The organism is Arenimonas sp. GDDSR-1 (genome assembly GCF_025980345.1).
In the GTDB taxonomy this organism is placed as follows: domain Bacteria; phylum Pseudomonadota; class Gammaproteobacteria; order Xanthomonadales; family Xanthomonadaceae; genus Arenimonas.
Genome location: NZ_JAPDUI010000013.1, coordinates 1 through 25542, shown reverse-complemented (window position 1 = coordinate 25542; position 25542 = coordinate 1). Strand labels below are relative to the sequence as shown.

At 63.7% G+C, this 25542-nt stretch carries 33 protein-coding genes and 1 pseudogene; 16 read left to right on the top strand and 18 right to left on the bottom strand.

Going from position 1 to position 25542, the window contains the following annotated elements; translation table 11 throughout:
• Nucleotides 1–34 precede the first annotated feature (34 nt).
• From Q0W88_RS03780 to Q0W88_RS03765, 4 genes are all read left to right on the top strand, one after another.
• On the top strand, nucleotides 35–448 hold the full coding sequence (locus tag Q0W88_RS03780) for a hypothetical protein (RefSeq protein ID WP_297800186.1): 414 nt from the start codon (nucleotides 35–37) through the stop codon (nucleotides 446–448).
• Nucleotides 449–505: 57 nt separating this feature from the next.
• Nucleotides 506–940, top strand: a complete 435-nt coding sequence (locus Q0W88_RS03775; protein ID WP_297800184.1) for a rhodanese-like domain-containing protein — start codon at nucleotides 506–508, stop codon at nucleotides 938–940.
• A gap of 85 nt (nucleotides 941–1025) precedes the next feature.
• Entirely contained in the window at nucleotides 1026–1541 is a 516-nt protein-coding gene (gene secB / locus Q0W88_RS03770) for a protein-export chaperone SecB (protein WP_297800181.1), read from the top strand.
• Nucleotides 1542–1550: 9 nt separating this feature from the next.
• Nucleotides 1551–2573: an NAD(P)H-dependent glycerol-3-phosphate dehydrogenase gene (locus Q0W88_RS03765; protein ID WP_297800179.1), complete on the top strand. Its 1023-nt coding sequence runs from the start codon at nucleotides 1551–1553 to the stop codon at nucleotides 2571–2573.
• Nucleotides 2574–2624: 51 nt separating this feature from the next.
• Here the strand turns inward: Q0W88_RS03765 and Q0W88_RS03760 are convergent, their stop codons facing one another.
• The 6 genes from Q0W88_RS03760 to Q0W88_RS03735 all read right to left on the bottom strand — a co-directional run bounded on the left by Q0W88_RS03760 (nucleotide 2625) and on the right by Q0W88_RS03735 (nucleotide 5520).
• On the bottom strand, nucleotides 2625–3194 hold the full coding sequence (locus tag Q0W88_RS03760) for an outer membrane beta-barrel protein (RefSeq protein WP_297800177.1): 570 nt from the start codon (nucleotides 3192–3194) through the stop codon (nucleotides 2625–2627).
• Between the two features lie 137 nt (nucleotides 3195–3331).
• Nucleotides 3332–3568 (bottom strand): DUF6327 family protein, encoded by a 237-nt coding sequence (locus Q0W88_RS03755; RefSeq protein ID WP_297800175.1) that lies wholly within the window; start codon nucleotides 3566–3568, stop codon nucleotides 3332–3334.
• On the bottom strand, nucleotides 3565–3912 hold the full coding sequence (locus Q0W88_RS03750) for a hypothetical protein (RefSeq protein WP_297800173.1): 348 nt from the start codon (nucleotides 3910–3912) through the stop codon (nucleotides 3565–3567). Before Q0W88_RS03750 ends, Q0W88_RS03755 begins: the two co-directional genes overlap by 4 nt.
• Nucleotides 3909–4244 (bottom strand): YtxH domain-containing protein, encoded by a 336-nt coding sequence (locus Q0W88_RS03745; protein WP_297800171.1) that lies wholly within the window; start codon nucleotides 4242–4244, stop codon nucleotides 3909–3911. Before Q0W88_RS03745 ends, Q0W88_RS03750 begins: the two co-directional genes overlap by 4 nt.
• 32 nt (nucleotides 4245–4276) lie before the next feature.
• Nucleotides 4277–4744, bottom strand: coding sequence for a tRNA (cytidine(34)-2'-O)-methyltransferase (locus Q0W88_RS03740; RefSeq protein WP_297800169.1), 468 nt, complete (start codon nucleotides 4742–4744; stop codon nucleotides 4277–4279).
• 2 nt (nucleotides 4745–4746) lie between these two features.
• Nucleotides 4747–5520 carry a hypothetical protein gene (locus Q0W88_RS03735; protein WP_297800168.1) on the bottom strand — a complete coding sequence of 258 codons (774 nt, stop codon included), beginning with the start codon at nucleotides 5518–5520 and terminating at the stop codon, nucleotides 4747–4749.
• 104 nt (nucleotides 5521–5624) lie between these two features.
• Between Q0W88_RS03735 and Q0W88_RS03730 the strand changes: the two genes are divergently transcribed.
• Complete coding sequence (locus Q0W88_RS03730) at nucleotides 5625–8468, top strand: pitrilysin family protein (protein WP_297800165.1); 2844 nt, start codon at nucleotides 5625–5627, stop codon at nucleotides 8466–8468.
• 63 nt (nucleotides 8469–8531) lie between these two features.
• Here Q0W88_RS03730 and Q0W88_RS03725 read toward each other — a convergent pair whose 3' ends face one another.
• The 4 genes from Q0W88_RS03725 to Q0W88_RS03710 all read right to left on the bottom strand — a co-directional run bounded on the left by Q0W88_RS03725 (nucleotide 8532) and on the right by Q0W88_RS03710 (nucleotide 12023).
• On the bottom strand, nucleotides 8532–8861 hold the full coding sequence (locus Q0W88_RS03725; RefSeq protein ID WP_297800163.1) for a hypothetical protein: 330 nt from the start codon (nucleotides 8859–8861) through the stop codon (nucleotides 8532–8534).
• A 78-nt stretch (nucleotides 8862–8939) separates the two neighbouring features.
• Nucleotides 8940–9782 carry a DUF817 domain-containing protein gene (locus Q0W88_RS03720; RefSeq protein WP_297800161.1) on the bottom strand — a complete coding sequence of 281 codons (843 nt, stop codon included), beginning with the start codon at nucleotides 9780–9782 and terminating at the stop codon, nucleotides 8940–8942.
• A gap of 3 nt (nucleotides 9783–9785) precedes the next feature.
• Nucleotides 9786–10202 carry a hypothetical protein gene (locus tag Q0W88_RS03715; protein WP_297800158.1) on the bottom strand — a complete coding sequence of 139 codons (417 nt, stop codon included), beginning with the start codon at nucleotides 10200–10202 and terminating at the stop codon, nucleotides 9786–9788.
• 24 nt (nucleotides 10203–10226) lie between these two features.
• Complete coding sequence (locus tag Q0W88_RS03710; protein ID WP_297800156.1) at nucleotides 10227–12023, bottom strand: phospholipase D-like domain-containing protein; 1797 nt, start codon at nucleotides 12021–12023, stop codon at nucleotides 10227–10229.
• 120 nt (nucleotides 12024–12143) lie between these two features.
• Between Q0W88_RS03710 and Q0W88_RS03705 the strand changes: the two genes are divergently transcribed.
• The 11 genes and pseudogenes from Q0W88_RS03705 to Q0W88_RS03655 all read left to right on the top strand — a co-directional run bounded on the left by Q0W88_RS03705 (nucleotide 12144) and on the right by Q0W88_RS03655 (nucleotide 22141).
• Complete coding sequence (locus Q0W88_RS03705) at nucleotides 12144–12734, top strand: RNA polymerase sigma factor (RefSeq protein ID WP_297800154.1); 591 nt, start codon at nucleotides 12144–12146, stop codon at nucleotides 12732–12734.
• On the top strand, nucleotides 12721–13077 hold the full coding sequence (locus Q0W88_RS03700; protein ID WP_297800151.1) for a hypothetical protein: 357 nt from the start codon (nucleotides 12721–12723) through the stop codon (nucleotides 13075–13077). The genes Q0W88_RS03705 and Q0W88_RS03700 overlap by 14 nt, the downstream gene beginning before the upstream one ends.
• Nucleotides 13078–13161: 84 nt before the next feature.
• Complete coding sequence (locus tag Q0W88_RS03695) at nucleotides 13162–14178, top strand: 3-oxoacyl-ACP synthase III (protein WP_297800148.1); 1017 nt, start codon at nucleotides 13162–13164, stop codon at nucleotides 14176–14178.
• Nucleotides 14179–14190: 12 nt separating this feature from the next.
• Nucleotides 14191–15084, top strand: coding sequence for an alpha/beta fold hydrolase (locus Q0W88_RS03690; RefSeq protein ID WP_297800206.1), 894 nt, complete (start codon nucleotides 14191–14193; stop codon nucleotides 15082–15084).
• Nucleotides 15085–15096: 12 nt separating this feature from the next.
• Nucleotides 15097–16755, top strand: a complete 1659-nt coding sequence (locus Q0W88_RS03685; protein WP_297800146.1) for a fatty acid CoA ligase family protein — start codon at nucleotides 15097–15099, stop codon at nucleotides 16753–16755.
• A complete protein-coding gene (locus Q0W88_RS03680) occupies nucleotides 16752–17750 on the top strand; it encodes an NAD-dependent epimerase/dehydratase family protein (RefSeq protein ID WP_297800144.1) in 999 nt (332 codons plus the stop codon). The genes Q0W88_RS03685 and Q0W88_RS03680 overlap by 4 nt, the downstream gene beginning before the upstream one ends.
• A complete protein-coding gene (locus Q0W88_RS03675; protein WP_297800142.1) occupies nucleotides 17750–18382 on the top strand; it encodes an SCP2 sterol-binding domain-containing protein in 633 nt (210 codons plus the stop codon). Before Q0W88_RS03680 ends, Q0W88_RS03675 begins: the two co-directional genes overlap by 1 nt.
• A pseudogene (ubiB, locus tag Q0W88_RS03670) lies at nucleotides 18379–19932 on the top strand (2-polyprenylphenol 6-hydroxylase); the annotation flags it as partial. The gene Q0W88_RS03675 and the pseudogene ubiB, both read left to right, overlap by 4 nt.
• Before the next feature lie 89 nt (nucleotides 19933–20021).
• The gene (locus Q0W88_RS03665; protein ID WP_297800139.1) at nucleotides 20022–20711 is read left to right on the top strand and encodes a pseudouridine synthase; all 690 of its coding nucleotides are present in this window, start codon (nucleotides 20022–20024) and stop codon (nucleotides 20709–20711) included.
• A 70-nt stretch (nucleotides 20712–20781) separates the two neighbouring features.
• Nucleotides 20782–21504, top strand: a complete 723-nt coding sequence (locus Q0W88_RS03660) for a hypothetical protein (protein WP_297800137.1) — start codon at nucleotides 20782–20784, stop codon at nucleotides 21502–21504.
• Nucleotides 21505–21511: 7 nt separating this feature from the next.
• A complete protein-coding gene (locus Q0W88_RS03655; protein WP_297800135.1) occupies nucleotides 21512–22141 on the top strand; it encodes a thymidine kinase in 630 nt (209 codons plus the stop codon).
• Here the strand turns inward: Q0W88_RS03655 and Q0W88_RS03650 are convergent.
• The 8 genes from Q0W88_RS03650 to Q0W88_RS03615 all read right to left on the bottom strand — a co-directional run bounded on the left by Q0W88_RS03650 (nucleotide 22132) and on the right by Q0W88_RS03615 (nucleotide 25458).
• On the bottom strand, nucleotides 22132–22479 hold the full coding sequence (locus tag Q0W88_RS03650; protein ID WP_297800133.1) for a hypothetical protein: 348 nt from the start codon (nucleotides 22477–22479) through the stop codon (nucleotides 22132–22134). The two genes, Q0W88_RS03655 and Q0W88_RS03650, sit on opposite strands and share 10 nt — an antisense overlap.
• Before the next feature lie 30 nt (nucleotides 22480–22509).
• On the bottom strand, nucleotides 22510–22716 hold the full coding sequence (locus tag Q0W88_RS03645; RefSeq protein WP_297800131.1) for a hypothetical protein: 207 nt from the start codon (nucleotides 22714–22716) through the stop codon (nucleotides 22510–22512).
• 2 nt (nucleotides 22717–22718) lie between these two features.
• Nucleotides 22719–23180, bottom strand: coding sequence for an isoprenylcysteine carboxylmethyltransferase family protein (locus tag Q0W88_RS03640; RefSeq protein ID WP_297800129.1), 462 nt, complete (start codon nucleotides 23178–23180; stop codon nucleotides 22719–22721).
• A 1-nt stretch (nucleotide 23181) separates the two neighbouring features.
• Entirely contained in the window at nucleotides 23182–23691 is a 510-nt protein-coding gene (gene sodC, locus Q0W88_RS03635) for a superoxide dismutase [Cu-Zn] SodC (RefSeq protein ID WP_297800127.1), read from the bottom strand.
• Nucleotides 23692–23749: 58 nt separating this feature from the next.
• Nucleotides 23750–24280, bottom strand: coding sequence for a GNAT family N-acetyltransferase (locus Q0W88_RS03630; protein ID WP_297800125.1), 531 nt, complete (start codon nucleotides 24278–24280; stop codon nucleotides 23750–23752).
• The gene (locus Q0W88_RS03625) at nucleotides 24273–24611 is read right to left on the bottom strand and encodes a DUF4188 domain-containing protein (protein ID WP_297800123.1); all 339 of its coding nucleotides are present in this window, start codon (nucleotides 24609–24611) and stop codon (nucleotides 24273–24275) included. Before Q0W88_RS03625 ends, Q0W88_RS03630 begins: the two co-directional genes overlap by 8 nt.
• Nucleotides 24612–24633: 22 nt before the next feature.
• Nucleotides 24634–24909 carry a DUF4242 domain-containing protein gene (locus Q0W88_RS03620; protein ID WP_297800121.1) on the bottom strand — a complete coding sequence of 92 codons (276 nt, stop codon included), beginning with the start codon at nucleotides 24907–24909 and terminating at the stop codon, nucleotides 24634–24636.
• Between the two features lie 117 nt (nucleotides 24910–25026).
• Nucleotides 25027–25458 (bottom strand): MAPEG family protein, encoded by a 432-nt coding sequence (locus Q0W88_RS03615; RefSeq protein ID WP_297800118.1) that lies wholly within the window; start codon nucleotides 25456–25458, stop codon nucleotides 25027–25029.
• Nucleotides 25459–25542: the final 84 nt, after the last annotated feature.

The following is a 25542-nucleotide window of genomic DNA, read 5'->3' as shown; positions in this document are numbered from 1 at the left end:
ATCTAGTGTAACTGAGCCCCTCCGGAAAGAAACCATGTTCACCAAAGCCTTGTTCGCCGCCTTGATGCTGGCCCTGTTGCCGGCGCCGGTGCTGGCCGCCGGATCCAGCAAGAACGACAAAGCCCTGGAAGCGGCCCTGAAGGTGTACGGCAACGCCGTGCGCTGGAATGACTTCGAGAAGGCGCGCGAATCGGTCGACCCCTTGATCCGCCCGCCCGGCGGCTTCAGCGATGCCGACGAGACCTATTACAAACAGTTCCAGGTCAGCGGTTATCTGCTGAAATCGGCCGAGCGCACCGATCCGCAGACCTACAGCCAGCGCGTCGAGCTGCGCATCATCGATGTGGCCTCGCAGACCGAACGCACCAAAACCGACCGGCAGACCTGGCGCTACGATCCGGTGGCCAAGCGCTGGTGGCTGACTTCGGGGCTTCCCAAGCTGGATTGACTGGCATTCGGCCCCGCCACGGGCGATAATAGGCGTTTACCCCTTGTTGGACGCCGCATGTCTTTTGACGCCCTGATGGCCTTTGCCGCCCAAAACCCGATTCTTTCTTCGATTTTCGTGGTCCTGACCGTGGCTCTGGTGTACACCGAAGCGGCCCGCCTGTTCGTCGGTTACAAAACCGTCAGCCCGGCCCAGCTGACCGACCTGATCAACCGTGAATCCGCGCTGCTGGTCGATGTCAGCGCCATCGCCGAATTCGAGAAAGGCCATATTCTGGGCGCCAAGCATGTGGCCATGAGCCAGTTCGACCCGGAGAACAAGCTGTTGGCCAAGGCCAAAGAGCTGCCGGTGGCGGTGGTCTGCCGGACCGGGCAGTCCTCCAGCGAGGCCGCCAAGCGCCTGCACAAGGCCGGATTTACCCGCGTGTACTGGCTCAACGACGGCCTGAACGCCTGGATCCAGGCCGATCTGCCCCTGACCAAGGGCCGGTGACTTGATATCATGGGGCCAGACCCCATAACCCTGTAGTACCCTGATCGATTCTTAGCTGCGTTTACGCATTTTCCGGAGTTTTACCATGTCTGCCAATCTGACCGAAGGCGCCGTCCAAGACGGTGCACAAGCCGCTTTCAACGTGCAAAAAATCTATGTGAAGGACGTTTCCTTCGAAGCCCCGAACGCCCCGCTGGTGTTCAACGAGCAAGGCCAGCCCGAGCTCAACATGAACCTCAACCAGAAGGTCGGCAAGCTGGCCGATGACGTCTATGAAGTGGTGCTGGGCGTGACCCTGACCTGCACCATCGGCGAAAAAACCATTTACCTGGCCGAAGTCGCCCAAGCCGGTATTTTCGGTCTGGCCGGTTTCGATGATCCGACCCTGGACGCCATGCTCGGCATCCACTGCCCGAACGTGCTGTTCCCGTATGCCCGTCAGGCCGTATCCGATCTGATCAGCCAGGGCGGCTTCCCGCCGTTCTATCTGCAGCCGATCAATTTCGAAGGCATCTACGCCGAAGGCCTGCGCCGCCGCGCCGAACAAGTCGCCGCCGCCAGCGAAGGCAGCACGGTGGTTTCCGAAGGCGGCAACGCCTAAGCGACTGCCATGAACGCGCCGATGCAGGTGGCGGTTCTGGGTGCCGGTTCATGGGGCACCGCGCTCGCGGCGCTTCTGGCGCGCAACGGCCACCGGACCACGGTCTGGGGCCGCAATGCGGCCCAGGTCGAAGCCATCAATACGCTGCATGAAAATACCCGGTATCTGCCGGGTATTGCTTTGCCGGCGAACCTGCAGGCCAGCACCGATCTGGCGCATACCGTACGCGGTGCCGATTTCATTCTGGTGGTGACGCCCAGCCATGCCTTCACCGAAACCGTGCATGCCCTAGCGCCGCACCGTAAAGCCGGCGTCGGCGTATCCTGGGCGACCAAGGGCTTCGAGCCCGGCTCGGGGCGTTTTCTGCACGAAGTCGCCGGCGACATCCTCGGCGCCGATGCCGCGCTGGCCGTGGTCACCGGCCCGTCGTTTGCCAAGGAAGTCACGCAGGGCCTGCCGACCGCGGTGACCGTGCATTCCGAAGATCCCGAGTTCGCCCAGACCGTGGCCGAAGCCCTGCATGGCCCGACCTTCCGGGCCTACACCGGCAACGACATGCTCGGCGCCGAACTCGGCGGCGCGATGAAGAACGTCCTGGCCGTGGCCACCGGCGTCGCCGATGGCATGGCTTTGGGCTTGAACGCCCGCGCCGGTCTGATTACCCGCGGACTGAACGAGATGCTGCGTCTGAACCACGCGCTCGGTGGCCGCGCCGAAACCCTGATGGGTCTGGCCGGACTGGGCGATCTGGTGCTGACCTGCACCGGCGATCTGTCGCGCAACCGCCGTCTGGGCCTGGCGCTGGGGCGGGGCCAGTCGATCCGCGAAGCCGTGGCCTCGATCGGCCAGGTGGTGGAATCGATCCAGACCTGCGATGAAGTGATGCGCCTGTCCGAGCGTTTTGACATCGATCTGCCGATTTCCGCCCTGGTGCGGCGCGTGCTGCACGAGGAAATCACCCCGCAGGAGGGTCTGAAGCTGCTGCTGTCGCGCGAGCAGAAGCCCGAATATCCGCAGGGCCTGTTCGACTGATGCAAAAAAACCCCGCCGAAGCGGGGTTTTTACTTGGTACGTGTTGCGCGATTAGAAGCTGAAGCGGGCGCCCAGATTCCAACCGTTCAGGTCGCTGCCGCTGCGGTCGGCATAGTCGTAGCCGGCGGTGATGCCGAAGCTGTCGTTGACGTGGTACACGGCGCCGATGCCGACGCCGAAACCGTCGCCGAAATCGCCGGCATCGGTGTAGTTGACCTTGCCGTTGAGTTCGAATTTGTCGCTGACCATGCTGCGCACGCCGGTGGCGATGCGGTAGCCGTTGTCATCGACTTTGATCAGGCTGTTGGCGATGTTGCCGCTGTCGCGGATGTACGACAGTTCGCTGACCCAGTCGGTCTTGTCGTTGATGGCTTTGCGGAAACCGGCGCCGATGTTGTATTCATCAAGGCTGATGCCGCTCTGGTCGTTCTTCTGGTAGCCGGCGAAGCCGTAGAAGCTGTCATTGAACTTCAACGAGCCGTCGATCGAAAAGCCATCGAGATTGCCCGGGCCGACATCGAGCTTGCTGTAAGCGCCTTCGACATAGCTGTAGTCCAGGTCGGAAGCCTGGGCGGAAAAAGCGGCGGCGGTCAGGGCGAGGGCCAATACGGTACGTTTCATAGATACTCCAAAGTGATTGACTGATGCGGAAATGCACAGTGCATTTCATTCTGCATTTCGCAGACGCCCAGCTTGGAGTGTCTTAAGTCACGGAAGTTCGCCCGTCGCGCGGTTTTGTTAATGTTCCGTTCAGGCGATTATTTCAGCAGCCGGCGTGCAAGCCACATCATGAGGACTTTCTGCACCGCGCCGGAATTGCGGACCATGCCGCCGACCGGGCCCAGTGATTCCATCAACAGGTTGCCGGGCTTGAGCGCTTCGGCGGCTTTGCCGGCGGCCTGGCGCAGCTGGATCTGCCGCAATTCCTTTTCCAGCGCCAGGATTTCCAGTTCCTGGTCGATCTGTTCGAACGAGCTGTAGGTTTTCCGGGTCATGGTCCCTCCGCGAAGAAAATGTCGGAGAAGCGGCGCAGGATCGGCCGGTTGATCTGATCACGCAGCAGATAAACGGCAATCAGCAACACCGCGTAGAACCCGCCGATGAGCAGAAAGCCTTTCGTGGCCGAGCCGAGCGCATCGCCGAGCGCGAAGGCGGCGGCGGTCGACAGGAACAACAGCGCCATCAGCCCGAACAGGGTGAACAGGGTCAGCTGGATCAGCAGGGTCAGCGATTTCATGCCGACTTTGAACGACCAGAGCTTGTAATAGGCGGCCTGGTTCTCCAGCAGGGCTTCCACGCTGGCGCGCAGGTCTTCGGCGTTTTCCCGAAGCGCGCTCATGGCGTGCCGCGGCCCTGGCGGATGCGTGCTTTCAGCTGCTCGAGGCGTGCTTCGAGTTTTTCGATGACCGCTTCCGATTCGGCGCCGGCCTGCTCGGCCAGGCCGTCGATGGCGTGTTCGATCTGCTGGGTCTTGTCGCCGACCGCGGTCTGTACCTTGCGGCTCAGCGCCTGCAGCTGCTCCTGCAGCTCATCGCCGAGTTCGTCGACGCCGTTCTTGAGCTTCTCGCGGGTCTTGCGGCCGCTGTCGGGCGCGAACAGGATGCCGAGTCCGGCGCCGATGGCGACGCCGGCCAGCAGGGCCAGCAACGCGTTACTGTCTTTTTCGCTCATGGCGATCTCCTGGGGCAATACCGCCGTGCGTGTCAGGCGTAGCCGAGCTGGCGCCAGACCTCGAACACCGCCACGGCAACGGCATTCGACAGATTCAGACTACGCTGACCCGGCCGCATCGGCAAGCGCAGTCGTTGCGCCTCGGGCAGACCGTCCAGCACCGCCGCCGGCAGGCCGCGGGTTTCGGGGCCGAACAGCAGGGCATCGCCGGCCCGGAAATGCGGGGCATCGAAGCGCGTCTGCGCTTTCGAACTGAACGCGAACACGCGCGGCTGTTGCAGATGCGTCAGGCAGGCGGCATAGTCGGCATGCCGGCGGACCTCGGCGAACTCGTGGTAATCCAGGCCGGCGCGTTTGACCCGGGCATCGTCCCAGACGAAGCCGAGCGGTTCGACCAGGTGCAGCCTAGCGCCGGTGTTGGCACAAAGGCGGATGATGTTGCCGGTGTTCTGGGGAATTTCCGGTTCGAACAAAATCACATCGATCACGATGTGTTCCAAAATCAGCTGAGTTGGCAGGATTTTAGCAAAACCGCCTGTGCCCGGTTTTTTTCGGCGGCCGGCACTTCGCGGTCGGTCAGCGGGAACTCGATCAGCGCCTTCACCGTGGCGCCGCCGTCATCGTCGCGGATGTTGCTCAAGCCCTTGAAACGCAGCAGCCGGCTGCCGTTGCTGCTGTAGGTCACTTCGATGTCCGGTGCGACCAGGCCCAGCCAGCCGTCAAGCCCGAGCCGGAAAATCTGCGCCGCCTGTTCCCGGTAAACCGCGGCACCGATGCGTTGCAGATGGAAGCCGTAGCTGTCCAGCCGCGACGGCACCGCGAACTGCAGCTGCTGGCGGCGGTCGCCGAGCAGCTGCGGCCAGCGGCTGCGGATGAAGCCGTCGAAACCGGCATCGGCGACCAGGTCAGGGCTGTTCTGCAGCTGCCGTTCCCGGTAGCCGCCGCTGCCGTCGAACCAGACGCTGGCCCGGCCGTTTTTCCAGCGCAGGCCTTCCCGGTAACCGAGGCGGGCGTCCTTGAAGTCGAAAGCCGGTGCCAGACGCGAGGGGGCGTAGGAAATGACCTTGCGGGCAAAGGGTGTGCCGTCGGCGCAGCGGTACAGCACGGTGCGTTCGGACAGCAGATTGTTCTCGAACCGGCTCCAGTGCGATTCGGTGTACAGCAGGCGCTTTTTCTGCAGGTCCCAGGCCAGCCCCTGCTCGTAACGCACCGACTCCGCCGCCGTTGCGGCGCCGGAGATTGCCAGCAATAACAGAACGATCGTGGAACGCGGCATCAGGTCTTGCTCCGGACTTCACGCCGTGACTATGACATATGGCCTAGTGTAGGTGCCGTCAAATTCCATTACCATTAGCGATTCACTCCAAAGGAACCCCGCCCATGCGATTCGGAAACAAAACGCTTCTGTCGGCCGCTCTCGGCCTTGCCCTGCTCGGCGGTACGCCCGCCTTCATGCCGGCCGCCCAGGCCGCCGGTGCCGCCACGGTCGACATCGCTTACGACGAATTCACCCTGCCGAACGGGCTGCGTGTGATCGTACATACCGACCGCAAGGCGCCGATCGTGGCGGTGAATATCTGGTATCACGTCGGTTCCAAGGACGAGCCCCTGGGCCGCAGCGGTTTCGCGCACCTGTTCGAGCATCTGATGTTCCAGGGCTCGGAAAACCACAAAGGCGAATTCTTCGAGCCCTTCGAGCTGGCCGGCGCCACCGACCAGAACGGCACCACCAATTCCGACCGCACCAACTATTTCCAGAACGTGCCGACTACGGCGCTGGACATGGCCCTCTTCATGGAGTCCGACCGCATGGGCCATCTGCTCGGTGCCATCGACCAGGCCGCGCTCGACGAGCAGCGCGGCGTGGTGCAGAACGAAAAGCGCCAGGGCGAGAACCAGCCCTATGGCCGCGTATTCGATCAGCTGCTGAAAGCGAGCTATCCGAAGGATCATCCGTATCACCACTCCACCATCGGCTCGATGAACGATCTGAACGCCGCCACGCTGGATGACGTCAAGGCCTGGTTCAAGAGCTGGTACGGCCCGAACAACGCCGTGCTGGTGCTGGCCGGCGACATCGATCTGGCCACCGCCAAGGAAAAAGCCACCCGTTTCTTCGGGGACATCCCGGCCTCGGCTTCGGTCGCCAAACTGCCGACCATGATTGCCAAGCGTACGCAATCGACGCGTGAAACCATCACCGACAAGGTGCCGCAGACCCGCATCTACCGCGCCTGGAACGTGCCCGGCGTCGGCGACGATGCCGGCGATCAGCTGCAGATCCTGGCCCAGGTGCTCGGCGGCAGCAAATCCTCGCGTCTCGACAAACGCCTGCTGTTCCAGGACAAGCTGGTCGACAATGTCGCCGCCTTCGCCTGGGGCTCCGAGCTCGGCGGCCTGTTCATCGTGCAGGCCGACGTCAAAGCCGGTGCCGATGCCGCCAAAGTGGAAGCCGCCATCAGCGAGGAAATGGCCCGCCTGATCAAGGACGGCCCGACCGATGAAGAAGTGGCGCAGGCCAAGACCGTCCTGAAATCCGGGTTCATCCGTGGCGTCGAGCGTATCGGCGGCTTCGGCGGCAAGGCCGATGTGCTGGCCGAGTGCGCGGTGTTCACCGGCAAGGCCGACTGCTTCCGCACCAGCCTCGCGGTCATCGAGAAAACCTCGGCCAAGCGCCTGAAAGCGGTGGCCGGCCAGTGGCTGTCTTCCGGCGACCACACCTTGAGCATCGTGCCGGGCGAACGTCCGCCGGTGGTCGAAGCACCGGCCATCGCCAATCTGGCGCCGGCGGTGGTGCCCAAAGCCGATCCGAAATTCACCACGGTCAAAACCGATCTTGATCGCAAAGCCGGTGTGCCGAAAACCACCAGCTTCCCGGACCTGAAATTCCCGGATCTGCAGCGAGCCACGCTCAGCAACGGCACACGCGTGATCCTGGCCGAACGCCCGGGTCTGCCGGTGGTTCAGTTCAGCATGGAATTCCAGAATGCGGGCTTCGCCTCCGATCAGGGCCGCAAGGCCGGCATCGCCAATTTCACCATGGGCATGCTCGATGAAGGTGCCGGCACGTACGATGCCCTCGGCTTCGGCAACCGCGCCGAATCGCTGGGTGCCAACATCGGCGCCAGTGCCAGCCTCGACGGCAGCAGCGTGTATGTTTCGGCCCTGAAGGAAAACCTCGCGCCGTCACTGGCCCTGTATGCCGACATGATCCTGCGTCCGCGCTTTGACCAGGCCGAAATCGACCGCGTACGCGCGTCCTGGATCGCCTCGATCAAGCAGGAAAAAGCCCGCCCGGCCGGTATCGGTGGCCGCGTGCTGCGTCAGACCGTGTATGGCCTCGGCCATCCGTACGCCGTGGCCTCCAGCGGTCTGGGTGAAGAAGACAGCATCGCCTCGTTGACCCGGGATGACATGCTGGCCTGGCACCGTGACTGGATCCGTCCGGACAACGCCACCCTGCTGGTGGTCGGCGATACCACGCTGAAGGAAGTGCTGCCGAAACTGGAAACCGCATTCGCCGATTGGAAGGCCCCCTCCGCCGCCAAGCCGACCGTTGCCGTGACCCCGGTGGCGCTGCCCAAGCAGAAGCGCGTCATCCTGATCGACCAGCCCGGCGCCGTGCAGGCCAACATCCTGATCGGCCAGCTGGTGCCGTCCAGCCGTGATGCCAACGCCACCCAGTTCGAAATCGCCAATGCGATTCTCGGCGGTGAATTCAGCTCGCGTCTGAACATGAACCTGCGTGAAAACAAACACTGGGCCTACGGTTCGTACTCCGGTGTCGGCGGCGCCCAGGGCCAGCGTCTGTGGACCGCTTCCGCGGCCGTGCAGATCGACAAAACCGCCGAATCGCTGCAGGAGCTGCTGCGTGAAGTGAATGAATACGCGACCGGCAAGGCGCCGGCTAAAGCGGAAGAACTGAACAAGATCCAGGCCGGTGAAGTCCGCGGCCTGCCGGGTTCGTTCGAAACCGCCAACGCCGTGCTCGGTGCCATGGGCGGCATCGTGCGTTATGACCGCCCGGACGATTACCAGGCCCGGCGTGCCGCGCTGATCACCGGTCTGAGTCTGGATCAGGTCAATGCCGCCGCCAAAACCATCCAGCCGGATGCCTTGACCGTGGTAGTGGTCGGTGATCTGTCCAAGATCAAGGACAAGATCGCGGCGCTCAACATCGGTCCGCTGACCGTGCTGGACAACACCGGCAAGCCGGTCAAGTAAGCGCGGAGTTCCGCCAAATGAAAAGGGGCCCTCGGGCCCCTTTTCTGTGGCGCATCGTTCTGCTTACATCAGGTTTTTACGGGCCAGGCCGTAGAACGACAGCAGGCCGGTGGCGATCGACAGGGTCAGCACGCCCCAGGTGCTGGGCTGATCCGGCTGCAGATTGAGCGCGTCGATGATCAGGAAGCCGACGCCCAGACAGCCCAGGCCCAGACCCCACTTCAGGGCGGTCAGATGGAACGGGGTGCCGGCCTGGGCGATCGCCTTCAGAACCTCGGGCGAGGCATCGACCGATTTCAGGGCCTTGACCCGTACGATGGCGTCGACACTGGCTTTAACGATCATCACCAGCGCGCTGAAAATGATCAATACTACGAATACATCACCTGCCATGGCAGTCTCCTTAGTGCGCCGCCGGAAGTGGCGGCTTGTAGGAATAGAGACGCTGACGCCGGAAAAGGTTGCAGTCGGTCAATCGGGGACGTGGATGCGCGATTTGATGTGCTTCAGGCCGGCGATGATGGTGAAGGTCATGATCACCAGCAGCGACCAGGAACTCCACTTGCCGACATGCACGGCCGACCAGGCGCCGAGCTGATTCGGGTACTTCCAGATGCCGTAGAAGGTGCTGATGTTCTCGGCCAGCCAGATGAAGAAACCGATCAGCACGAAGGCCAGCAGCAGCGGCATGCGCCGGTCCCGGTCGTACGGCCGGAACACCACCACCGTCCGGGCATACAGACCGAGCGCGCAGGCGGCCAGGTACCAGCGGTAATCGCCGATGTAGTGGTGGGTGAAGAAATTGGCGTAGATCAGCAGCGCCACGGTCACCGCCATCCAGTACGGCGGGTGGTGGCGGATGCGCAGGTCGAACAGTCGCCAGGCCTGGATCATGTAGCTGCCGATGGCGGCATACATGAAGCCGGAAAACAGCGGCACGCCCAGCACTTTGGTGTAGGCGAAATCCGGATAGCTCCAGCTCTGGATGCTGCCGGACACCTTGAACGCTTCCAGCGCGAAGCCGACCGCGTGGAACAGGCAGATGGCCTTGAGTTCATCCACGGTTTCCAGTTTCGTCCAGACCATCCAGACCTGCACGGCCAGTGCGAACACCAGAAGCAGGTCGTAGCGTGGCAGGCCGAACAGTCCGTCGCGCGGCATCAGGAACACGGCGGCGAAGAACAATCCGGCGAACAGACAGGCACGCGCTTCCTTGACCGTGAAATAGGCCGATTCCAGCGCCAACCGGCGCCAACCGGCCAGTTCCAGTGGCGGCGGTACCGCCAACAACCGCGCATCCAGCGCCTGCAGCACGGCTCAGGCCGTCTTGAGCAGACGCGGCAGCAGCCGTGCCGTCATCCAGGCGCAAAGCGGAATACCGATCACGCCGGCGAGCGCCAGCCACAGCGGGTGCGGAATCATCGCCAGATTGGCCAGCGTAGCGGCCAGCACCAGCGCGCCGATGACTGCGGCGCACAGGCCGAAGCGGGCGCGGTTGACCAGGCCGGCGACGAACACGCCATCCACGGTGCCGGCCAGCCAAGCGGACAGCACGATCAGTTTCGCGCCGATCGGAAGACCCGCGACATAGGCGCGCAGCGCCTCGGTATCGGAATAGTCCAGCGCCGGCGGCGGATACAGACGGTGCCCGACGGTTTCAATCAGCATGATGGTGAACAGCGCGGCGGCAATACCGGCGACCAGAGCCAGGGCCAGTCGGAGCGAGGGGTGCATGGAACGTTTCCTTCTGTCGTGATCTCAGAACAGCCAGATCAGGCCGGTACTGCGTGAAAATTTATACAGAAAACGCTGGTAGCGGGTGGTTGCCGCCTTCATGCCCTTCTGCGCCATCAGTTTATCGCGTGCATCCAGCCATTCCGGCGAACCCCACAGGTAGGATTTCGCTTTCAGCTTGTCGAATTCGGCATTGAGTTCGGCCGACAGCGGGTCGCTGCTGTAGAAAAAACCGAATTCGTTGTTGAACAGGCGCGAGCGGTAATCGAAGTTGTCGGTGCCGACGAAGCCGGAACCGTCGAACACCATGAATTTGGCATGCAGTTTGCCGTAGGTGACCGGGCCGCCGAATTCGACGGCATCGCCGCGGCCGGTTTCATAAATGCGGATGCGCGGGTTGTCGACCATGCGTTTCCATTCCGGGCTGTCCACCAGCGCGCGGTCGACCTGGCCGCGGCGCAGGCCTTTGCGCCAGCGCTCGGCCATTTCCGGAGTGAGCAGCAGGCGCGGCGCGGTGTCCATGTCGATCACCGATTGCGCCATGAAATTGTCGCTGGTCAACGCCGAATTGGTGACCATTTCAAAGACGCTTTGCGGATTGTCTTCCAGCATTTTCATGACGGCTTCGGCGCCGTCAAAGCCTTCTCGCCCGTTGCGCCCTTTGTACTTGGCGAAGAAGAAATAGGGTGAGACGATGCGGATGCTGTCCGGCCGTTCGCGGATCAGTTCTTCGCGGAAGATGTCGCGGATGGAATTCTTGTTGGTGCCCATGTGTTCCAGATTCTTGGTCACCACATTCTTGTTGGTCAGATTGCCGAGTTCATGGCCGATGCGCACTTTGGCCGGCACGAAATCCTCCGCGGCAAAGCTGTCCATCCGCGCATAGGCCTCGCGGATGGCCGGAACGTTTTTCAGATAGGCCAGATCGGCCTGCGCCTTGTCGCGCTCTTTGCGGTTGCGTGCGGAGGCGCCGGTGCCGGAGGCGCGCAGGTATTTGTTGCCGGGATTCAGGAACAGCAGCGTGTAATACACGGTCGCCGCCTCGCCGATGCTGGTGCCGCCATCGGCCGCCGAGGCGCGCACCATCAGCTCCATGTCCTGGTAGGCGCTCGGGTCGTGCTCGCCGTCATCGGTGATGCCGTAGTAATCCACCGAAATATTGCGGCCGCCGGTCATCACCGCCGAATGCTGCGGCACCAGGCCGTCGACCACGATCAGTTTGTCGTGCGAACGCCGGTTCATCTTCACGAATACCTTCGAAATCGCATTGACGATGACGACCTGGGCGCGCGCCTTGCGGTCGGTCGGATTGCCTGCCGCATCGCGCAGCATGCCGCCGTCTTCCGAGCAGGTCTGCAAGGCCTTCAGTTCGCTGTGCGTGGGGTGGATGGATCCGCCGGAGTCGATGGTCAGACGCACGTCGACGCCGCGCTTGACCGCATTGCACAACGCGCCGAGCATGGCGTAGCCGACGCGGTCGCGCTTGAAGATGTAGTAGGCCATGTCGACCGTATAACGGGCGTTTTCGATCAGCCACAGCTTGGTCGCCAGCGACTGCACCGAATCCCCGTACTCGGGACCGATGGCCTTGGCGCGGACCTCGTTGATCGGCGACTGCAGGGTTTTGCCGACTTCAATCGGGTCGAAGGGGATGGTTTCCGGCGGGTACCAGGTCCGGTAATCGTAATGGCGGACCGTCAGGTCGGTGCTGATTTGAGCCGGCATTGCCACGGGTTTCGTCGGCGTGCCGGCGCAGGCGGCAAGCACCAGAACGAGCATCGCCAGCAGGGCCGATCGGAAACAGCGGGTATTCAAGGGCATAACGCTCGCCTGCGGGACGGGGCGCCGCCGGCGGCAGCGCATGCGGCTATTGTTGGCAAGCTTGCCGGCAATTGTAAAGCCGGCTGCAACCGGCGGGCGGTGTTTGGTATCTAATAGGTCATGGAAGAGGGCAATACCTCCTGGCGGCGGGATCATGCGCTCGCCCAGCGCGCGCTGGGCGGCGACGCCGGTGCGTTCGCCGAAATCGTCAAGAACCACCAGAAGCTGGTCTGGCATATGGCCTGGCGCATGTTGCAGCACCGGCAGGAAGCCGAGGACTGCAGTCAGGAAGTGTTCCTGCGGGTGCACCGCAGCCTCGGCCAGTACCGCGGCGACAGCGCCTTGGGTACGTGGATCGCCCGGGTTGCGTTTACGGTGGCGCTGCGCATGGCGCAGAAACGCAAGCTAAGGCTCGACATTCCCAACGACTTCGAGCCGGAGGCCGCGTTCGAGCGCATCGGTTCCGGCGAGGATGTGCAGTCGGCGCATGCCGAAAACGAACAGATCGCGGTCCTGCATGCGGCCATCGAGCAGTTGCCGGCCCTGCCGCGCACCGTGCTCGGTCTGCATTATCGGGACGGCCTGGCGGTGGCCGAGATCGCCGCCGTGCTGGACTGCCCGGAAGGTACCGTCAAATCCCATCTCAACCGCGGCCGTAACCGACTGAAAGCCGCACTTTCCCATCTGGAGGCCGCCCATGTCCGCGCCTGATCCGTTCGACCGTCTGCTGCAGCAGGCATTCCACAGCCAGCCCTTGCCCCCGGTCCCGCCGGCCGTTCTGGCCGCCTGGCAGTCCGAATCACGCCGCGGTGCAGGAGCCTGGCTGTGGCTGTTACCGGGCGCGGTGTTCACGGCCGGGCTGCTGCTCGGCGTGGTTCTGGCCCCATTGGGCCTTGCCGCGGCAGTGGACAGCCTGCAGGCCGCGTTTGCCGGCATCCGCCACGTGCTGCCCGCGAATGGCCTGTTCTGGATGGCCGCGGTAGCCGCAGCGCTCGCGGTTTTGCTGCTGGACGGCGTCCTGCAGTCCCGGCGAGGCCGCCGCATGCCGCCCTGAAACGGGGCACGGCCGCACCGGATATGGCAAAATAAGCGACTTGGGCCTTCCGCCGTCACCGGCCGGCCATTTCATGGAATCGCTATGCTCTTCAAAAACGTCGCCATTGCCGGTCTTGCGCACATCGATGCCCCGGTCACCCTGACCTCCGACCAGATCAATCTGGAACTGAAACCGGCCATGGACCGCCTCGGCATCAAGACCGATGTGCTGCAGGACATCGCCGGCATCAAGGCCCGGCGCATGTGGGACGGCGATCTGCAGGCCTCCGATGTCGCCACCATGGCCGCCGAAAAGGCGCTGCTCGATGCCGGCGTCGACCGCAGCCGGGTCGGCCTGCTGGTCAACACCTCGGTCAGCCGCGATTATCTGGAGCCGTCCACCGCCAGCATCGTGTCCGGCAATCTGGGCCTGGGCGACAACTGCCTGAACTTCGATATCGCCAACGCCTGCCTGGCCTTCCTGAGCGGCATGGACGTGGCCAGCCGCATGCTGGAACGCGGCGAAATCGACTACGCCCTGATCGTCGACGGCGAAACCGCCAACATGGTGTATGAAAAGACCCTGGCACGCATGAAGGCGCCCGATCTGACCGAAGAACAGTTCCGCAATGAGCTGGCCTCGCTGACGCTGGGCTGCGGCGCCGCCGCCATGGTGCTGTCGCGCGTGGAATTGGCCCCGGATGCCCCGCGTTACCGCGGCGGCGTGTCGCGTTCGGCCACCGAATGGAACACCCTGTGCCGCGGCAATCTCGACCGCATGGTCACCGACACCCGCATGTTGCTGATCGAAGGCATGAAGCTGGCCGCCAAGACCTTCGCTGCCGCGCGTCTGGCCATGGGCTGGGCGGTCGAGGAAATCGACGAGTTCGTGGTGCATCAGGTCAGCCGCGTGCACACCGACGCCATGATCAAGGCCTTCGGCATCGATCCCAAGAAAGTGATGACCATCTTCGCCGAGCACGGCAACATCGGCCCGGCCTCGGTGCCGATCGTGCTGAGCAAGCTCAAGGAAATGGGCCGTCTTAAAAAAGGCCAGCGCATCGCGCTGCTCGGCATCGGCTCCGGTCTGAACTGCTCGATGGCGGAAGTGGTGTGGTAATCCGTGTCTGAGCTGGCGTCCTATCCCGAGTATCCGTTCACCCCGAAACGATTCGACCGCGGCAACGGCATCGGCCTGAGTTACCTCGACGAAGGTCCGGCCGAGGCCGATCCGGTGCTGATGCTGCATGGCAATCCGTCCTGGAGCTATTACTGGCGGCATCTGGTAAGCGGCCTGCGTGATGGTTATCGTTGCATCGTGCCGGATCACATCGGCATGGGGCTTTCCGACAAACCCGATGACGGTGCCTACACTTACACGCTGCAATCGCGCGTGGACGATCTCGACCGTCTGGTCGACTCCCTGGGCCTGACCCGCAAAATCACCCTGGCCGTGCACGACTGGGGCGGCATGGTCGGTTTCGCCTGGGCCCTGCGCCATCCGGAGCGCATCGCGCGTCTGGTCATCCTCAACACCGCGTCGTTCCCGTTGCCGAAAACCAAGAAACTGCCGTGGCAGATCGCGCTCGGCCGCATTCCGCTGCTGGGCGCGGTGCTGATCCGCGGTTTCAATTTCTTCGCGCGCGGCGCGGCTGATCTCGGCGTGCTGCGGCCCATTCCGCCGGCCAGCCGCAGAGCCCTGCTGGCACCGTACGACAGCTGGACCAATCGGCGCGCCGTGCACCGCTTCGTGCAGGACATTCCGCTGAAACCCGGCGATGCCGCCTGGCCGCTGGTGCAGCAGGCCGAAGTGCAGCTGCCGCATTACCGGGACCGTCCGGCCTTCATCGGCTGGGGCCTGCAGGATTTCGTGTTCGATCAGGACTTCCTCGCGCATTTCGTCAAGGATCTGCCTTCTGCCACCCAGAAGATTTACGGCGATGCCGGCCATTACGTGCTGGAAGACAAGCACGAGGATCTGGTTCCGGCCATCCGCCAGTTCCTGGACCGCCACCCCATCGGCTGAGGAGGCACCGCGATGCCCGAGCTGATCAACATCGCGGACATCCTGCCCCTGCGTGCCGAACAGTTGGGTGACCGGCCGGCGATCCGCTGTCCGGGCACGAAAGGACCGGACGGCTTCGCGCGTTACGATGACGTCATCAGCTATGCCGATCTCGACCGGCGCAGCCATCATCTGGCTTTGGGTTTTCAGGCTTACGGCATCGGCCGCGGACAACGCGCGGTGGTCATGCTCAAGCCGTCGATTGAATTTTTCCTGGTGATGTTCGCGCTGTTCAAGGCCGGTGCCGTGCCGGTGCTGGTCGATCCGGGCATCGCGCGCTCCGCGCTCAAGCAATGCCTGCGCGAAGCCGCGCCGCAGGCGTTCATCGGCATTGCGCTGGCTCAGGCCGCGAAGCTGCTGCTGGGCTGGGCGCCGGCCGTGCGCTTGAAAGTCACCGATGGCCGTCTGGCGCTGTTCGGCGGCCGCACGCTGAGCGCCATCGAAGCCCTCGGCCGTGACAGTCGGGCGGAATTAACGCAGGTTGACGGCGAGGATGCCGCGGCGATTCTGTTTACCTCGGGTTCCACCGGGGTGCCCAAAGGCGTGCTGTACCGGCATCGGCACTTCACCGCGCAGGTGCGTCTGCTGCAGCAGGCGTTCGCGGTTGAAGCCGGCGGGGTCAGTCTGCCGACGTTTCCGCCGTTCGCGCTGTTCGATCCGGCCCTGGGGTTGACCAGCATCATTCCCGATATGGATCCGCGCCGGCCGGGCAGCGCCGATCCGGAAAAACTGCGGCATGCCATCACGACGTTCGGGGTGACGCAATTGTTCGGCTCGCCGGCCTTGATGGCGGTGCTGGCCAAGCACGGCAAAGCCTTGCCCGGACTGCGCTGCGTCATTTCCGCCGGTGCGCCGGTGCCGGCCGACACCGTGGAGAAAATCCGCAGTCTGTGCGATCCGCAGGCGCGCTTCTGGACGCCTTACGGCGCCACCGAATGCCTGCCGGTCGCGGTCATCGACGGCGAGCAGCTGGCGTTGACCCGCTCCGGCACCGAGCAGGGCTTTGGGACCTGCGTGGGCACGCCCGTGCCGGAAAATACCGTGCGCCTGATTGCGATCACCGACGACGCCATCCCCGAATGGGACGACGGACGCTGCGTGCCGCAGGGCGAAATCGGTGAAGTCACCGTGGCCGGCCCGAGCGCTACCGACAGTTACTACCGCCGCGAGGCCTCCAATCTTCTCGGAAAAATCCGGGAAACCCTGGCCGACGGCAGCACCCGCGTCGTACACCGCATGGGCGATCTGGCCTGGCAGGATTCACAGGGCCGCCTGTGGTTCTGCGGCCGCAAATCGCAGCGCCTGCAGACCGCGCAAGGCCTGCTCGGCACCGAAAACGTCGAGCCGATATTCAATGCGCATCCGGCGGTCAAGCGCTCGGCCTTGGTCGGGCTCGGTGCCCATGGCGCGCAGCAGCCGGTGCTGTGCATCGAGCGCGAACCCGGCGCCTCCATTACCGATTCGGTGCTGTGCAGCGAGCTGCTCACCATCGCCAGCCAGCATCGGCACACGCGGCAGATCCAGGTCGTGCTGTTCCATCCGGGCTTTCCGGTCGATATCCGGCACAACGCCAAGATCGGCCGTGAGCAGCTGACCCTGTGGGCGGCCAAACGCCTGGCCAAGCGCGCATGAAAGTCCTGGTGACCGGCGGCAGCGGTTTTCTCGGCCAGGGCCTGTGCCGCGGCCTGCTGGCGCAAGGCCATGCCGTGGTCAGCCTGCAGCGGCATCATTCCGAGGCGCTGACGGCGCTGGGCGTGACCCAGGTGCTGGGTGCGCTCGATGATGCCGATAAAGTGCGCGTCGCCCTTGCCGGGGTGGACGCGGTGTTGCATAACGCCGCCAAAGCCAGTGGCTGGGGCGTCTGGCGTGACTTCGAACGCACCAATGTCACCGGCACCGCTGTGTTGTTGGCCGAAGCGCGCGCCACCGGCATCCGCCGCTTCGTGTACACCTCGACACCGAGCGTGGTGCACGCCGGCCGCACCCCAGTGCGCGGCGGCAACGAAAACAACACGCCGTATGCCACGCATTTTTCCGCGCATTATCCGCACAGCAAGATGCTGGCCGAACGCGCCGTGCTGTCCGCGAATACGGCGGATTTCGCAACGGTCGCCTTGCGGCCCCGGCTGATCTGGGGCCCGGGCGACACCCAGCTGCTGCCGCGTCTGGCCGAGCGCGCCCGCGCCGGCCGTCTGCGTTTCATCGGCGATGGCACAAACCGGATGGACTGTACCTACATCGATAATGTCGTGCAGGCGCATCTTTTGGCGCTGGAGCATCTGCAGCCGGGCGCGGCCTGCGCCGGCAAGGCCTATTTCATTTCCAACGGCGAACCGATGCCGATCCGCGACATCGTCAACGGTCTGCTGGACGCGGCCGGTGCGCCGAGGGTGCAGTCCAGCGTGCCGTTTGCGCTGGCTTATCTGGGCGGCATGGCCTGTGAACTGCTGTGGCGGGCGTTTCGGGTGCACGGCGAACCGCCGATGACCCGGTTTCTGGCCGAACAATTGTCGACCGAGCATTGGTATGATTGTTCCAACGCGCGCCGCGATTTCGGTTATGTGCCGCAGGTGTCCTTCGATGAAGGCCTGCGCCGCCTGCGCGACTCACTGCAGAAGGCTGATTGATGAGCACCCCGTTTTCCCTGGATTCGATGAAACCCCTGGCCGGGCGCGTGCTGCAGGAAGGCTTGAACCGCGCTCTCCGTCTTGATCCGGCCAGCCGTGAAAAACTGCAGGCCTTGGAAGGCCGCCGCATCGAAGCGCATCTGCAATCCCCCGATCTCGCCTTGGCCATCGATGTCCGCGAGGGACTGTTGCAGGTCGGCCCCGTGGATGCCGCACGCGAAGCCGATGTCAGCATCAAAAGCAAGCTGTCGGGATTGCTGCAGAGCCTGCCGGTGTTCGCGCAGGGACGGACTGTGGTCGGCGCCATGCGCATCAACGGCGATGTCGAACTGGCGCGCGTGCTGCAGGACCTGCTGAAAAACTACGATCCGGATTGGGAAGCGCCGTTCGTCAGCGCCTTCGGTCCGGTGCTGGGGCCGCAGGCCGCCAAAATCCTGCGTGAAGGATTCCGCCAGGCCCGCATCGGGGCCGCCGGCCTGGCCCGCTCCGGTGCCGAATACGCCACCGAGGAAGCGCGGGTGGTGGTCGGCAAGGCCGAGCTCGCCGATTTCCATGCCGAGGTCGACCGCCTGCGCCAACGCGCCGATCGTCTGCAGGCCCGCACCGAACGGCTTGCCGGGCCGCTGAAATGAAACCGCTGCTGCGCGCCATCGCCATCGTCGGCACCGCATCGCGTTACGGTCTGGATGAATGGCTGCCGAAATCGCGGGCCACGCCCTTGCTGCGTGTCGCCAAAGTATTCGTTCCGACCTCGGCCGCCAACCGCGCCTTGCCGCGCGGCGCCCGCCTGCGCATGGCGCTGCAGGAACTCGGGCCGCTGTTCGTCAAGCTCGGCCAAGTGCTGTCCACGCGCCGCGATTTGCTGCCGGCCGACATCGCCGATGAGCTGGCCGGCCTGCGTGATCAGGTCCAGGCGTTTCCGTCGGCACAGGCACGGACCTTGATTGAAGCCAGCCTGGGCCAATCGTTGTCGGACGTGTTCGAGCGCTTCGACGACGAACCCTTGGCTTCGGCCTCGATTGCGCAGGTGCATGCGGCCTGGCTCAAGGATGGCCGCGAGGTCGTGGTCAAAGTGCTGCGGCCCGGCATCGAATCCCAGATCCGCGCCGATATCGCGCTGATGCGGGTATTGGCCGACGGTCTGTGCCGCCTGCATCCGCACGCCGACAAAATCCGGCCGCATGATGTGGTCGCCGAATTGGAAAGCACGCTGCTGGCTGAATGCGATCTGCAACGCGAGGCCGCCAACGCCAGCCTGATGCGCCGCCTGTGGCAGGACAGCACCGAACTGTCGGTGCCGGAAGTGATCTGGCCGCTGACCGGCGAGAGCGTTCTGGTGATGCAGCGCGTATACGGCATACCGGCCGATGCCATCGAGGAACTGGACCGTCGCGGCATCGATCGCAAGGACTTGGCCGCCAAGGCCGTACGCATCCTGTATCAGCAGGTGTTCCGCGACAATTATTTCCACGCCGATGCCCACGCCGGCAATATCTGGGTCGATACCGACGGCGAACGCCGCGGGTCGTTCATCGCCCTGGACTTCGGCATCGTCGGCCAGCTCAGCGCGCAGGACCAGTATTACCTTGCCGAGAATTTCATGGCGATCTTCCACAAGGATTACCGCAAGATTGCGCGCCTGCATGTGCAGGCCGGCTGGATGCCGGCCTCGCTGCGTCTGGATGAACTGGAAGCGGCCGTACGCGCGGTCTGCGAGCCGTACTTCACACGCCCGCTGTCGGAGTTCTCGATTGCCGAAGTGGTCGCCAAGCTGCTGCGTACCGCGCAGAAATACCAGCTGACTCTGCAGCCACAGCTGATTCTGCTGCAGAAAACCCTGCTCAACACCGAAGGACTGGCCCGCACGCTCGATCCGGAGATCGATCTCTGGGCCGTGGCGCGTCCGGTGCTGGAAGGCATTCTGCGCGAACGTTACAGCCCGAAAGCCTTCGTTGAGCGTGTACAGAAACAATGGCCGGAAATCCTGCATCAGGCCTCCGGTCTTCCGTCGCTGCTGCAATCGGCGCTGGCCCAGCAGGTCGAGGGTGAAACCCGCATCCGCATGCGTTCCGAGGAAATCGCGCAGCTGGTGAAGATCAGCCAGCGCAACCAGCGCCAGCTGTTCGCGCTCGCGCTTGCCGTCACCGCCGGTTTTGCCGCCGGCCTGCTCTTTCTGCTCGCAGGCCCGGGTCCGCTGCTGTACACCGCGACCGCCGTGAGTCTGATCGGCTTCGTGCTGGCCTGGCCGCGCCGTCTGTGACGGAAGCCGCGATGGATGTTCTGTACCGCGATGCCCGCTGCGCCGTGATCGACAAACCGGCCGGTCTGATGGCGCATGCCAGCGGTCTGGCGCGTGGCGAAGACGATTTCCTGCTGCACCGTCTGCGCGATCAGTTCGCCTCCAAGGTGCATCTCATCCACCGCCTTGACCGTGCCACCAGCGGCTGCGTGCTGGTCGCTTTCGATGCCGAGGCGGCCGCGGTGCTCGGCAAGGCCTTCATGGGCCGCGATGTCGGCAAGGACTATCTGGCCGTCTGCCGCGGCTGGCCCGAGGCGGAATTCACCGTCGATCATGATCTGGACGGCGGCCCGGGCAAGCCGGAAAAAAAGCCGGCGATTACCGCGTTTCGTTGCCTGGCTACGGCCGAGTTGCCGGTGGCCAGCGCCGCGCACCCGACCTCGCGCTACGCCCTGCTGCAGTGCACGCCGGTGACCGGACGCTTCCGCCAGATCCGGCGCCATCTCAAGCATGTCTCGCACCACCTGATCGGCGATACCAGCCATGGCGATGGCCGTCATAACCGGGCATTCCGCATGCTCGGCGTGCACCGGATGCTGCTGCACGCCTGGCGTTTACGCTTTCCTCATCCGGAATCGGGTGAAATGCTGAGCTGCACCGCGCCGCTGGATGCGGAGTTTGACAAGGCATTGGCGGTGCTGGGCATTACCACGCCTGACTGACTTCCGGCACATGGACGCAGCGCCGTGCCGCCGTATGCTGTAGTCCTTATTCCCGAATCCGGAACCGTTGATGAAAACCCGCCACGTGTTGACCCTGGCTGCCCTGATGATAGCGGCATCCCCCCTGCCGGCCGCCGATGTCGGCCCGAAGGATGACGCTTTCATCGTCCAGTCGCGCAGTTTCCTGAGCAGCCACCCGGACCTGTATGGCCGCGTGCTGGGCATGAAGAGCTACAGCAAAGGCGATTACAAAGAAGCCATTCGCCAGTTCCGCAAGGGCGCCTATTACGCCGACAAGCCGTCGCAGGCCATGGTGGCGGAAATGCTGTGGAAGGGCGAGGGCGTGCAGATCGACCGGGCCGAAGCCTATGTCTGGATCGATCTGGCCGCCGAGCGCCTTTACCGCGATCTGGTCGCCAAACGCGAGCAGTACTGGAATGAACTGACCGAGCTCGAGCGGCGCCAGGCATTGGATAAAGGGGCGGCGATTTATGCCCGTTACGGCGACAGCGTGGCCAAGAAGCGCATCGAAGCCATTCTGGAGCGCAACCGCCGCAACATCACCGGCAGCCGTACCGGCTTCGCGGGCAATCTGCGCATCGAAATCCCCGGTCCGGGCGGCATGCCGATCCAGGTCAATGGCGACGAGTTCTACCAGGATAAATTCTGGCAACCCGAAGCCTACTGGAAATGGCAGAATGGAACCTGGAAGGCGCTGCCGACCGGTACCGTGACCGCCAGCGAACTGATGCCGGTGGCGCCGGCCGAAGTGCCGAAAAAAGACGACGAATAGGATTGCCGTGGCCAAGCTGTATTTCTACTACTCCACCATGAATGCCGGCAAGACCACCACCTTGCTGCAGAGTGCCTACAACTACCACGAGCGCGGCATGCGCACGCTGATTCTGACCCCGAAGCTCGATAATCGCGCCGGCGAGGGCGTCGTGGCCTCGCGCATCGGGCTCAAGGCCAATGCCGTGACCTTCACCGGCGGCGATGATCTGGCCGCCATCGTGCGCCAGGCGCTGGCCGCCAAGGGCAAGATCGACTGCGTGCTGGTCGATGAATCGCAGTTCCTGTCCAAGGCGCAGGTCTGGCAGCTGACCGATGTGGTCGACAGCCTCAAGATCCCGGTGCTGGCCTATGGCCTGCGTACCGATTTCCGGGGCGAACTGTTCGAGGGCAGCCAGTACCTGCTGGCCTGGGCCGACAATCTGATCGAGCTCAAGACCATCTGCCATTCCGGCAAGAAAGCCAACATGGTGGTGCGCGTCGATGAGAACGGGCGCGCGGTCACCGAAGGCCCGCAGGTGGAAGTCGGCGGCAACGAACGCTATGTGTCGGTGTCGCGTCCCGAGTTCAAGAAAATCATGGCCGGCGAAAGCGCCATCGAACTGCAGCAGAGCGTGCTGCCGCTGGATCAGGACTGATCGCTGTCCCAGTGGAAACGGTGCAGCAGACGATGCAGCACCGGCGCGAACACCAGTGCCGCCGCCACGATGAACACCAGACCGGCGTACAGCGCGAACAGGCCGGCGAAAAGCTTGCCGGCATCGGTCTGCGGCGGATTGACCGGCCCCATGCCGCCGAGCAGCATCGCGGTATTGAGGAACGCATCGATGGCGGACAGCCGCTCGAAATGCATGTAGCCGGCCATGCCCAGGCCGACCGAAAACAGCAGCATGCCCGCCACCACCAATGCATGCACCAGCACGCGTTGCGTGAACTGGCTGCGGTTCAGCGGACGTTGTTTGCGGGATTCATACATGGACCTGTCCTTGTTGGCGCATGCGCCGGCTCAGCGCCGCAGCAGAAAGGGCGCCGCCAGCAGCGCCAGACCGAGTGTGACCAGCCAGAACAGGCTGTCCACGAAGTAGGGGTAGACCATCAGCGCAATGCCGCTCAGCAACGGCAGCAGTGCCTGCTGGCGCTTGCCGTAAAGCGCATAGCCCATGCCGAAGGAACTGAACAGTACGATGGCCAGCAGTGTGCCGGTATCCGGCATGGTTACAGCCACCGCCGTACGCGCTGCCGGTAGGCTTCAAAGTCGGCGCCGAAATGCTGCGCCAGCAGGCTTTCTTCCGGAATGATCTGGAATCGGGTGATGTAGGCGATGAACGCGACCAGGCCAAGCAGCGCCGCCGGACTTTCCAAATAAACCGTCCAGGCCAGCAGCAGAATCGCCATGCCCACGTACATCGGGTTGCGGCTGATGCGGTAAACGCCGCCGGTGACCAGATGGCGGGTATTTTCCGGATGCAGCGGATTGATGGTGGTGCGGTGTCTGCGGAAGGCCAGCACGCCGGCCAGATCGAAACCGATGCCAATGAGGGCCAGGCCGATGGCGGCGGGCAGGGTCCAGAGCGGACCGAGCCCATACAGCAGGGTGTTTTCGGCCAGAAAATACATGCCCGCGGCACAGCCCAGGGCAATGACGGGCGGCGGAATTTTCAGGGCCAGCGTGGTCATGTCAGTCAATCACGCCGCAGGCGATGCGCGCACCGCCGCCGCCGAGCGCGGCCGGATGGTCGGCGTGGTTGTCACCGCCGGCATGCAACATCAGGGCGCGGCCCGCAAGGTCGGTGAATTTCAGGCGCGGTGCCAGTACCGGCTGCGTGGCCGAGCCTTCGGCATCGACAAACAACGGCGGCAGATCGCCGCGGTGGCCGTCGCCCCAGGGCGTGCCGTGTTTGCCGCTGGCATCCGGATCGTAATGCCCGCCCGCCGCCAAGGCCGGAACCGGCTTGCCGTCTTTGTCCTTCGGCGCACAGCTCGGGTTTTCATGCAGGTGGAAGCCGTGCAGTCCCGGCGGCAGTGCGCGCAACTGCGGCGTGAACACCAGGCCGTACGGCGTTTCGGTGATGTGGACTTCGCCGACCCAGGCCGTTTTGCCGGCGGCATCGACCAGATCCATGCTGACCGTGCGTTCATTGGCCATGGCACTGGTCGTGAGCAGAACGGCAATCAGGGAAAATTTCATGGCAGGCTCCTTTGCATTCAGATGGCCCTAGACTAACGGAATTCCCGTTAAGACGCTGTCAATCCGAAACCACACGCCGGACCATGACCAGATCACGCTGCGGATCGGTGCCGACCGCGAAGACATGCGCGCCGACTTCGGTGAATCCGTATTTGCCGTAGAACGCGATGGCGCGCGGGTTATGCTCCCAGACCCCCAGCCAGACCCTGTCGGATCCGCGTTGTCGCAGGGCATCGAGCGCGGCTTCCATCAGCCGCTGGGCAATGCCTCTGCCATGCCATCCGGAAAGCACATACAGGCGCAGGATTTCGCCGGGCGTATCGGCTTGCACGCATGGCGGCGCAGGTCCCCAGCGCAGTTGGCAGAATCCGATGATTCCATTCTCGGCTTCGGCCAGCAGTGTCAGCATGTCCGGATTGGAAATTTCACCGGCCTGAATGGATGGTCCGTAGTTGTCACGGCAATGCAGATCCATGTCTTCGGCGGTGTTCGCCGCCGCAAAAGTATCGCGGAAGGTCTGTTCGCCGATGCGAGCCAAAGCTTCCGCATCCTTGGCGGTAGCATGACGGATGTGCAGCGCGTCAATCATGCGAAGGCCCGCGCCGATTTGGCGTGATGTGCGCGAAGGCGCCATCGCCGTAGGAGCGGAGTACTTCCGAGACCACGATGTGGTAGCCCGTGTACCACCGCGCGTACTGGCGCTTGGCCTCCTGATGCGCAGGGTGCGTTGAAAATGCGCGGAGCGTGTCGAGATCCCGCCAGTAGTAATTGGCGCAGCGGCGTGAACCGTCCTCGTTTTGCCAGGACTCCACACCCAGATAACCGGGCAGAGCCAAGGCCACCTGATCGATGATGTCGTTCAGCCGGTGGAACTCGGCATCATAGGTGCCGGGCTCCCAGATGAAGGAGGCGCAGAACATGGAACCGTGTCCGCAGGCGGAATCAGCCCTTGCCCGTGGACGGATCGATGACCGCGCTGATCGGCGTGATGCGGTTGGCGGGGAAGCCCGATTTTTCCGCATGCTCGCGGATCAACGCCTCGCTCGGCGCGTTATAGACGCAATAGATCTTGTCGCCGGCCACGTAGCTGTGCACCCATTGGATGTCGGGGCTCATCTCGGCCAGTACGGCATTGGAGTGTTTGGAGGCATCGCGAAGCGCCTGTTCCGACATGTCGCCGGCGCCGGCGATTTCGCGTTCGATCAGATACTGGGTCATCATCGTTCTCCCTGGGTGACCCCCGAGCGTGTCCGCTTATGCGGACGGGCCGGTCGGGGTACTGCAGTGTACCCAAAAAACCGCGCTTGAGCGTTTATCCGGGGTTTCGCCGGAGGCTCAGCCGGAAACCGGCGTCAACAGCGCGCCCAGTAATTGGAACGCCCAATACAGACCGATGCCCATCTGTACCGCAAAGGCGGTGAAGCGGACTTTGACCGCCGTCGGGCTGGTGGACGCCAGATGCACCAGGGATTGGAACACGCGGCTGGCCAGGAACAGATAGGCCAGCGGATCGGTGATGGCGGTGCGTTCGGGAACGATGGCCACCAGCAACAGGCCGCCGAAGACCGGCAGGCTTTCCACGCAGTTGGCGTGCGCCCGCGCCAGGCGCTGCATGAACGGCGACAGGCCGGCATTGTCTGGCGTGAAACCGTTTGCCGGGACTTTGCCACTCAGCACCAGCTGTGAGCGGAGGACTTCCATCAGCACCAAGAGCAGGAGAGCCCATGCGATAAAAGCGGTGAGAGTGAATACAGTCGGAGAAGTCATGTCGTACTCCATAGTATTTGGGTATGCCTAATACTATCGTGATTCAAGACATTCTCAAGTCTGACAACTCCCGCACCACGCCCC

What these genes read in the sequence shown, in the direction of transcription:
- Q0W88_RS03650 (WP_297800133.1), bottom strand. Translation starts at nt 22,479, where the DNA reads ATGTATGAATCCCGCAAACAACGTCCGCTGAACCGCAGCCAGTTCACG.
- Q0W88_RS03745 (WP_297800171.1), bottom strand. Translation starts at nt 4,244, where the DNA reads ATGAGCGAAAAAGACAGTAACGCGTTGCTGGCCCTGCTGGCCGGCGTC.
- Q0W88_RS03675 (WP_297800142.1), top strand. Translation starts at nt 17,750, where the DNA reads ATGAGCACCCCGTTTTCCCTGGATTCGATGAAACCCCTGGCCGGGCGC.
- Q0W88_RS03645 (WP_297800131.1), bottom strand. Translation starts at nt 22,716, where the DNA reads ATGCCGGATACCGGCACACTGCTGGCCATCGTACTGTTCAGTTCCTTC.
- Q0W88_RS03765 (WP_297800179.1), top strand. Translation starts at nt 1,551, where the DNA reads ATGAACGCGCCGATGCAGGTGGCGGTTCTGGGTGCCGGTTCATGGGGC.
- Q0W88_RS03760 (WP_297800177.1), bottom strand. Translation starts at nt 3,194, where the DNA reads ATGAAACGTACCGTATTGGCCCTCGCCCTGACCGCCGCCGCTTTTTCC.
- sodC (WP_297800127.1), bottom strand. Translation starts at nt 23,691, where the DNA reads ATGAAATTTTCCCTGATTGCCGTTCTGCTCACGACCAGTGCCATGGCC.
- Q0W88_RS03620 (WP_297800121.1), bottom strand. Translation starts at nt 24,909, where the DNA reads ATGACCCAGTATCTGATCGAACGCGAAATCGCCGGCGCCGGCGACATG.
- Q0W88_RS03775 (WP_297800184.1), top strand. Translation starts at nt 506, where the DNA reads ATGTCTTTTGACGCCCTGATGGCCTTTGCCGCCCAAAACCCGATTCTT.
- Q0W88_RS03665 (WP_297800139.1), top strand. Translation starts at nt 20,022, where the DNA reads ATGGATGTTCTGTACCGCGATGCCCGCTGCGCCGTGATCGACAAACCG.
- Q0W88_RS03705 (WP_297800154.1), top strand. Translation starts at nt 12,144, where the DNA reads ATGGAAGAGGGCAATACCTCCTGGCGGCGGGATCATGCGCTCGCCCAG.
- Q0W88_RS03640 (WP_297800129.1), bottom strand. Translation starts at nt 23,180, where the DNA reads ATGACCACGCTGGCCCTGAAAATTCCGCCGCCCGTCATTGCCCTGGGC.
- Q0W88_RS03695 (WP_297800148.1), top strand. Translation starts at nt 13,162, where the DNA reads ATGCTCTTCAAAAACGTCGCCATTGCCGGTCTTGCGCACATCGATGCC.
- secB (WP_297800181.1), top strand. Translation starts at nt 1,026, where the DNA reads ATGTCTGCCAATCTGACCGAAGGCGCCGTCCAAGACGGTGCACAAGCC.
- Q0W88_RS03700 (WP_297800151.1), top strand. Translation starts at nt 12,721, where the DNA reads ATGTCCGCGCCTGATCCGTTCGACCGTCTGCTGCAGCAGGCATTCCAC.
- Q0W88_RS03680 (WP_297800144.1), top strand. Translation starts at nt 16,752, where the DNA reads ATGAAAGTCCTGGTGACCGGCGGCAGCGGTTTTCTCGGCCAGGGCCTG.
- Q0W88_RS03715 (WP_297800158.1), bottom strand. Translation starts at nt 10,202, where the DNA reads ATGCACCCCTCGCTCCGACTGGCCCTGGCTCTGGTCGCCGGTATTGCC.
- Q0W88_RS03710 (WP_297800156.1), bottom strand. Translation starts at nt 12,023, where the DNA reads ATGCCCTTGAATACCCGCTGTTTCCGATCGGCCCTGCTGGCGATGCTC.
- Q0W88_RS03780 (WP_297800186.1), top strand. Translation starts at nt 35, where the DNA reads ATGTTCACCAAAGCCTTGTTCGCCGCCTTGATGCTGGCCCTGTTGCCG.
- Q0W88_RS03625 (WP_297800123.1), bottom strand. Translation starts at nt 24,611, where the DNA reads ATGTTCTGCGCCTCCTTCATCTGGGAGCCCGGCACCTATGATGCCGAG.
- Q0W88_RS03615 (WP_297800118.1), bottom strand. Translation starts at nt 25,458, where the DNA reads ATGACTTCTCCGACTGTATTCACTCTCACCGCTTTTATCGCATGGGCT.
- Q0W88_RS03630 (WP_297800125.1), bottom strand. Translation starts at nt 24,280, where the DNA reads ATGATTGACGCGCTGCACATCCGTCATGCTACCGCCAAGGATGCGGAA.
- Q0W88_RS03660 (WP_297800137.1), top strand. Translation starts at nt 20,782, where the DNA reads ATGAAAACCCGCCACGTGTTGACCCTGGCTGCCCTGATGATAGCGGCA.
- Q0W88_RS03750 (WP_297800173.1), bottom strand. Translation starts at nt 3,912, where the DNA reads ATGAGCGCGCTTCGGGAAAACGCCGAAGACCTGCGCGCCAGCGTGGAA.
- Q0W88_RS03730 (WP_297800165.1), top strand. Translation starts at nt 5,625, where the DNA reads ATGCGATTCGGAAACAAAACGCTTCTGTCGGCCGCTCTCGGCCTTGCC.
- Q0W88_RS03725 (WP_297800163.1), bottom strand. Translation starts at nt 8,861, where the DNA reads ATGGCAGGTGATGTATTCGTAGTATTGATCATTTTCAGCGCGCTGGTG.
- Q0W88_RS03755 (WP_297800175.1), bottom strand. Translation starts at nt 3,568, where the DNA reads ATGACCCGGAAAACCTACAGCTCGTTCGAACAGATCGACCAGGAACTG.
- Q0W88_RS03735 (WP_297800168.1), bottom strand. Translation starts at nt 5,520, where the DNA reads ATGCCGCGTTCCACGATCGTTCTGTTATTGCTGGCAATCTCCGGCGCC.
- Q0W88_RS03685 (WP_297800146.1), top strand. Translation starts at nt 15,097, where the DNA reads ATGCCCGAGCTGATCAACATCGCGGACATCCTGCCCCTGCGTGCCGAA.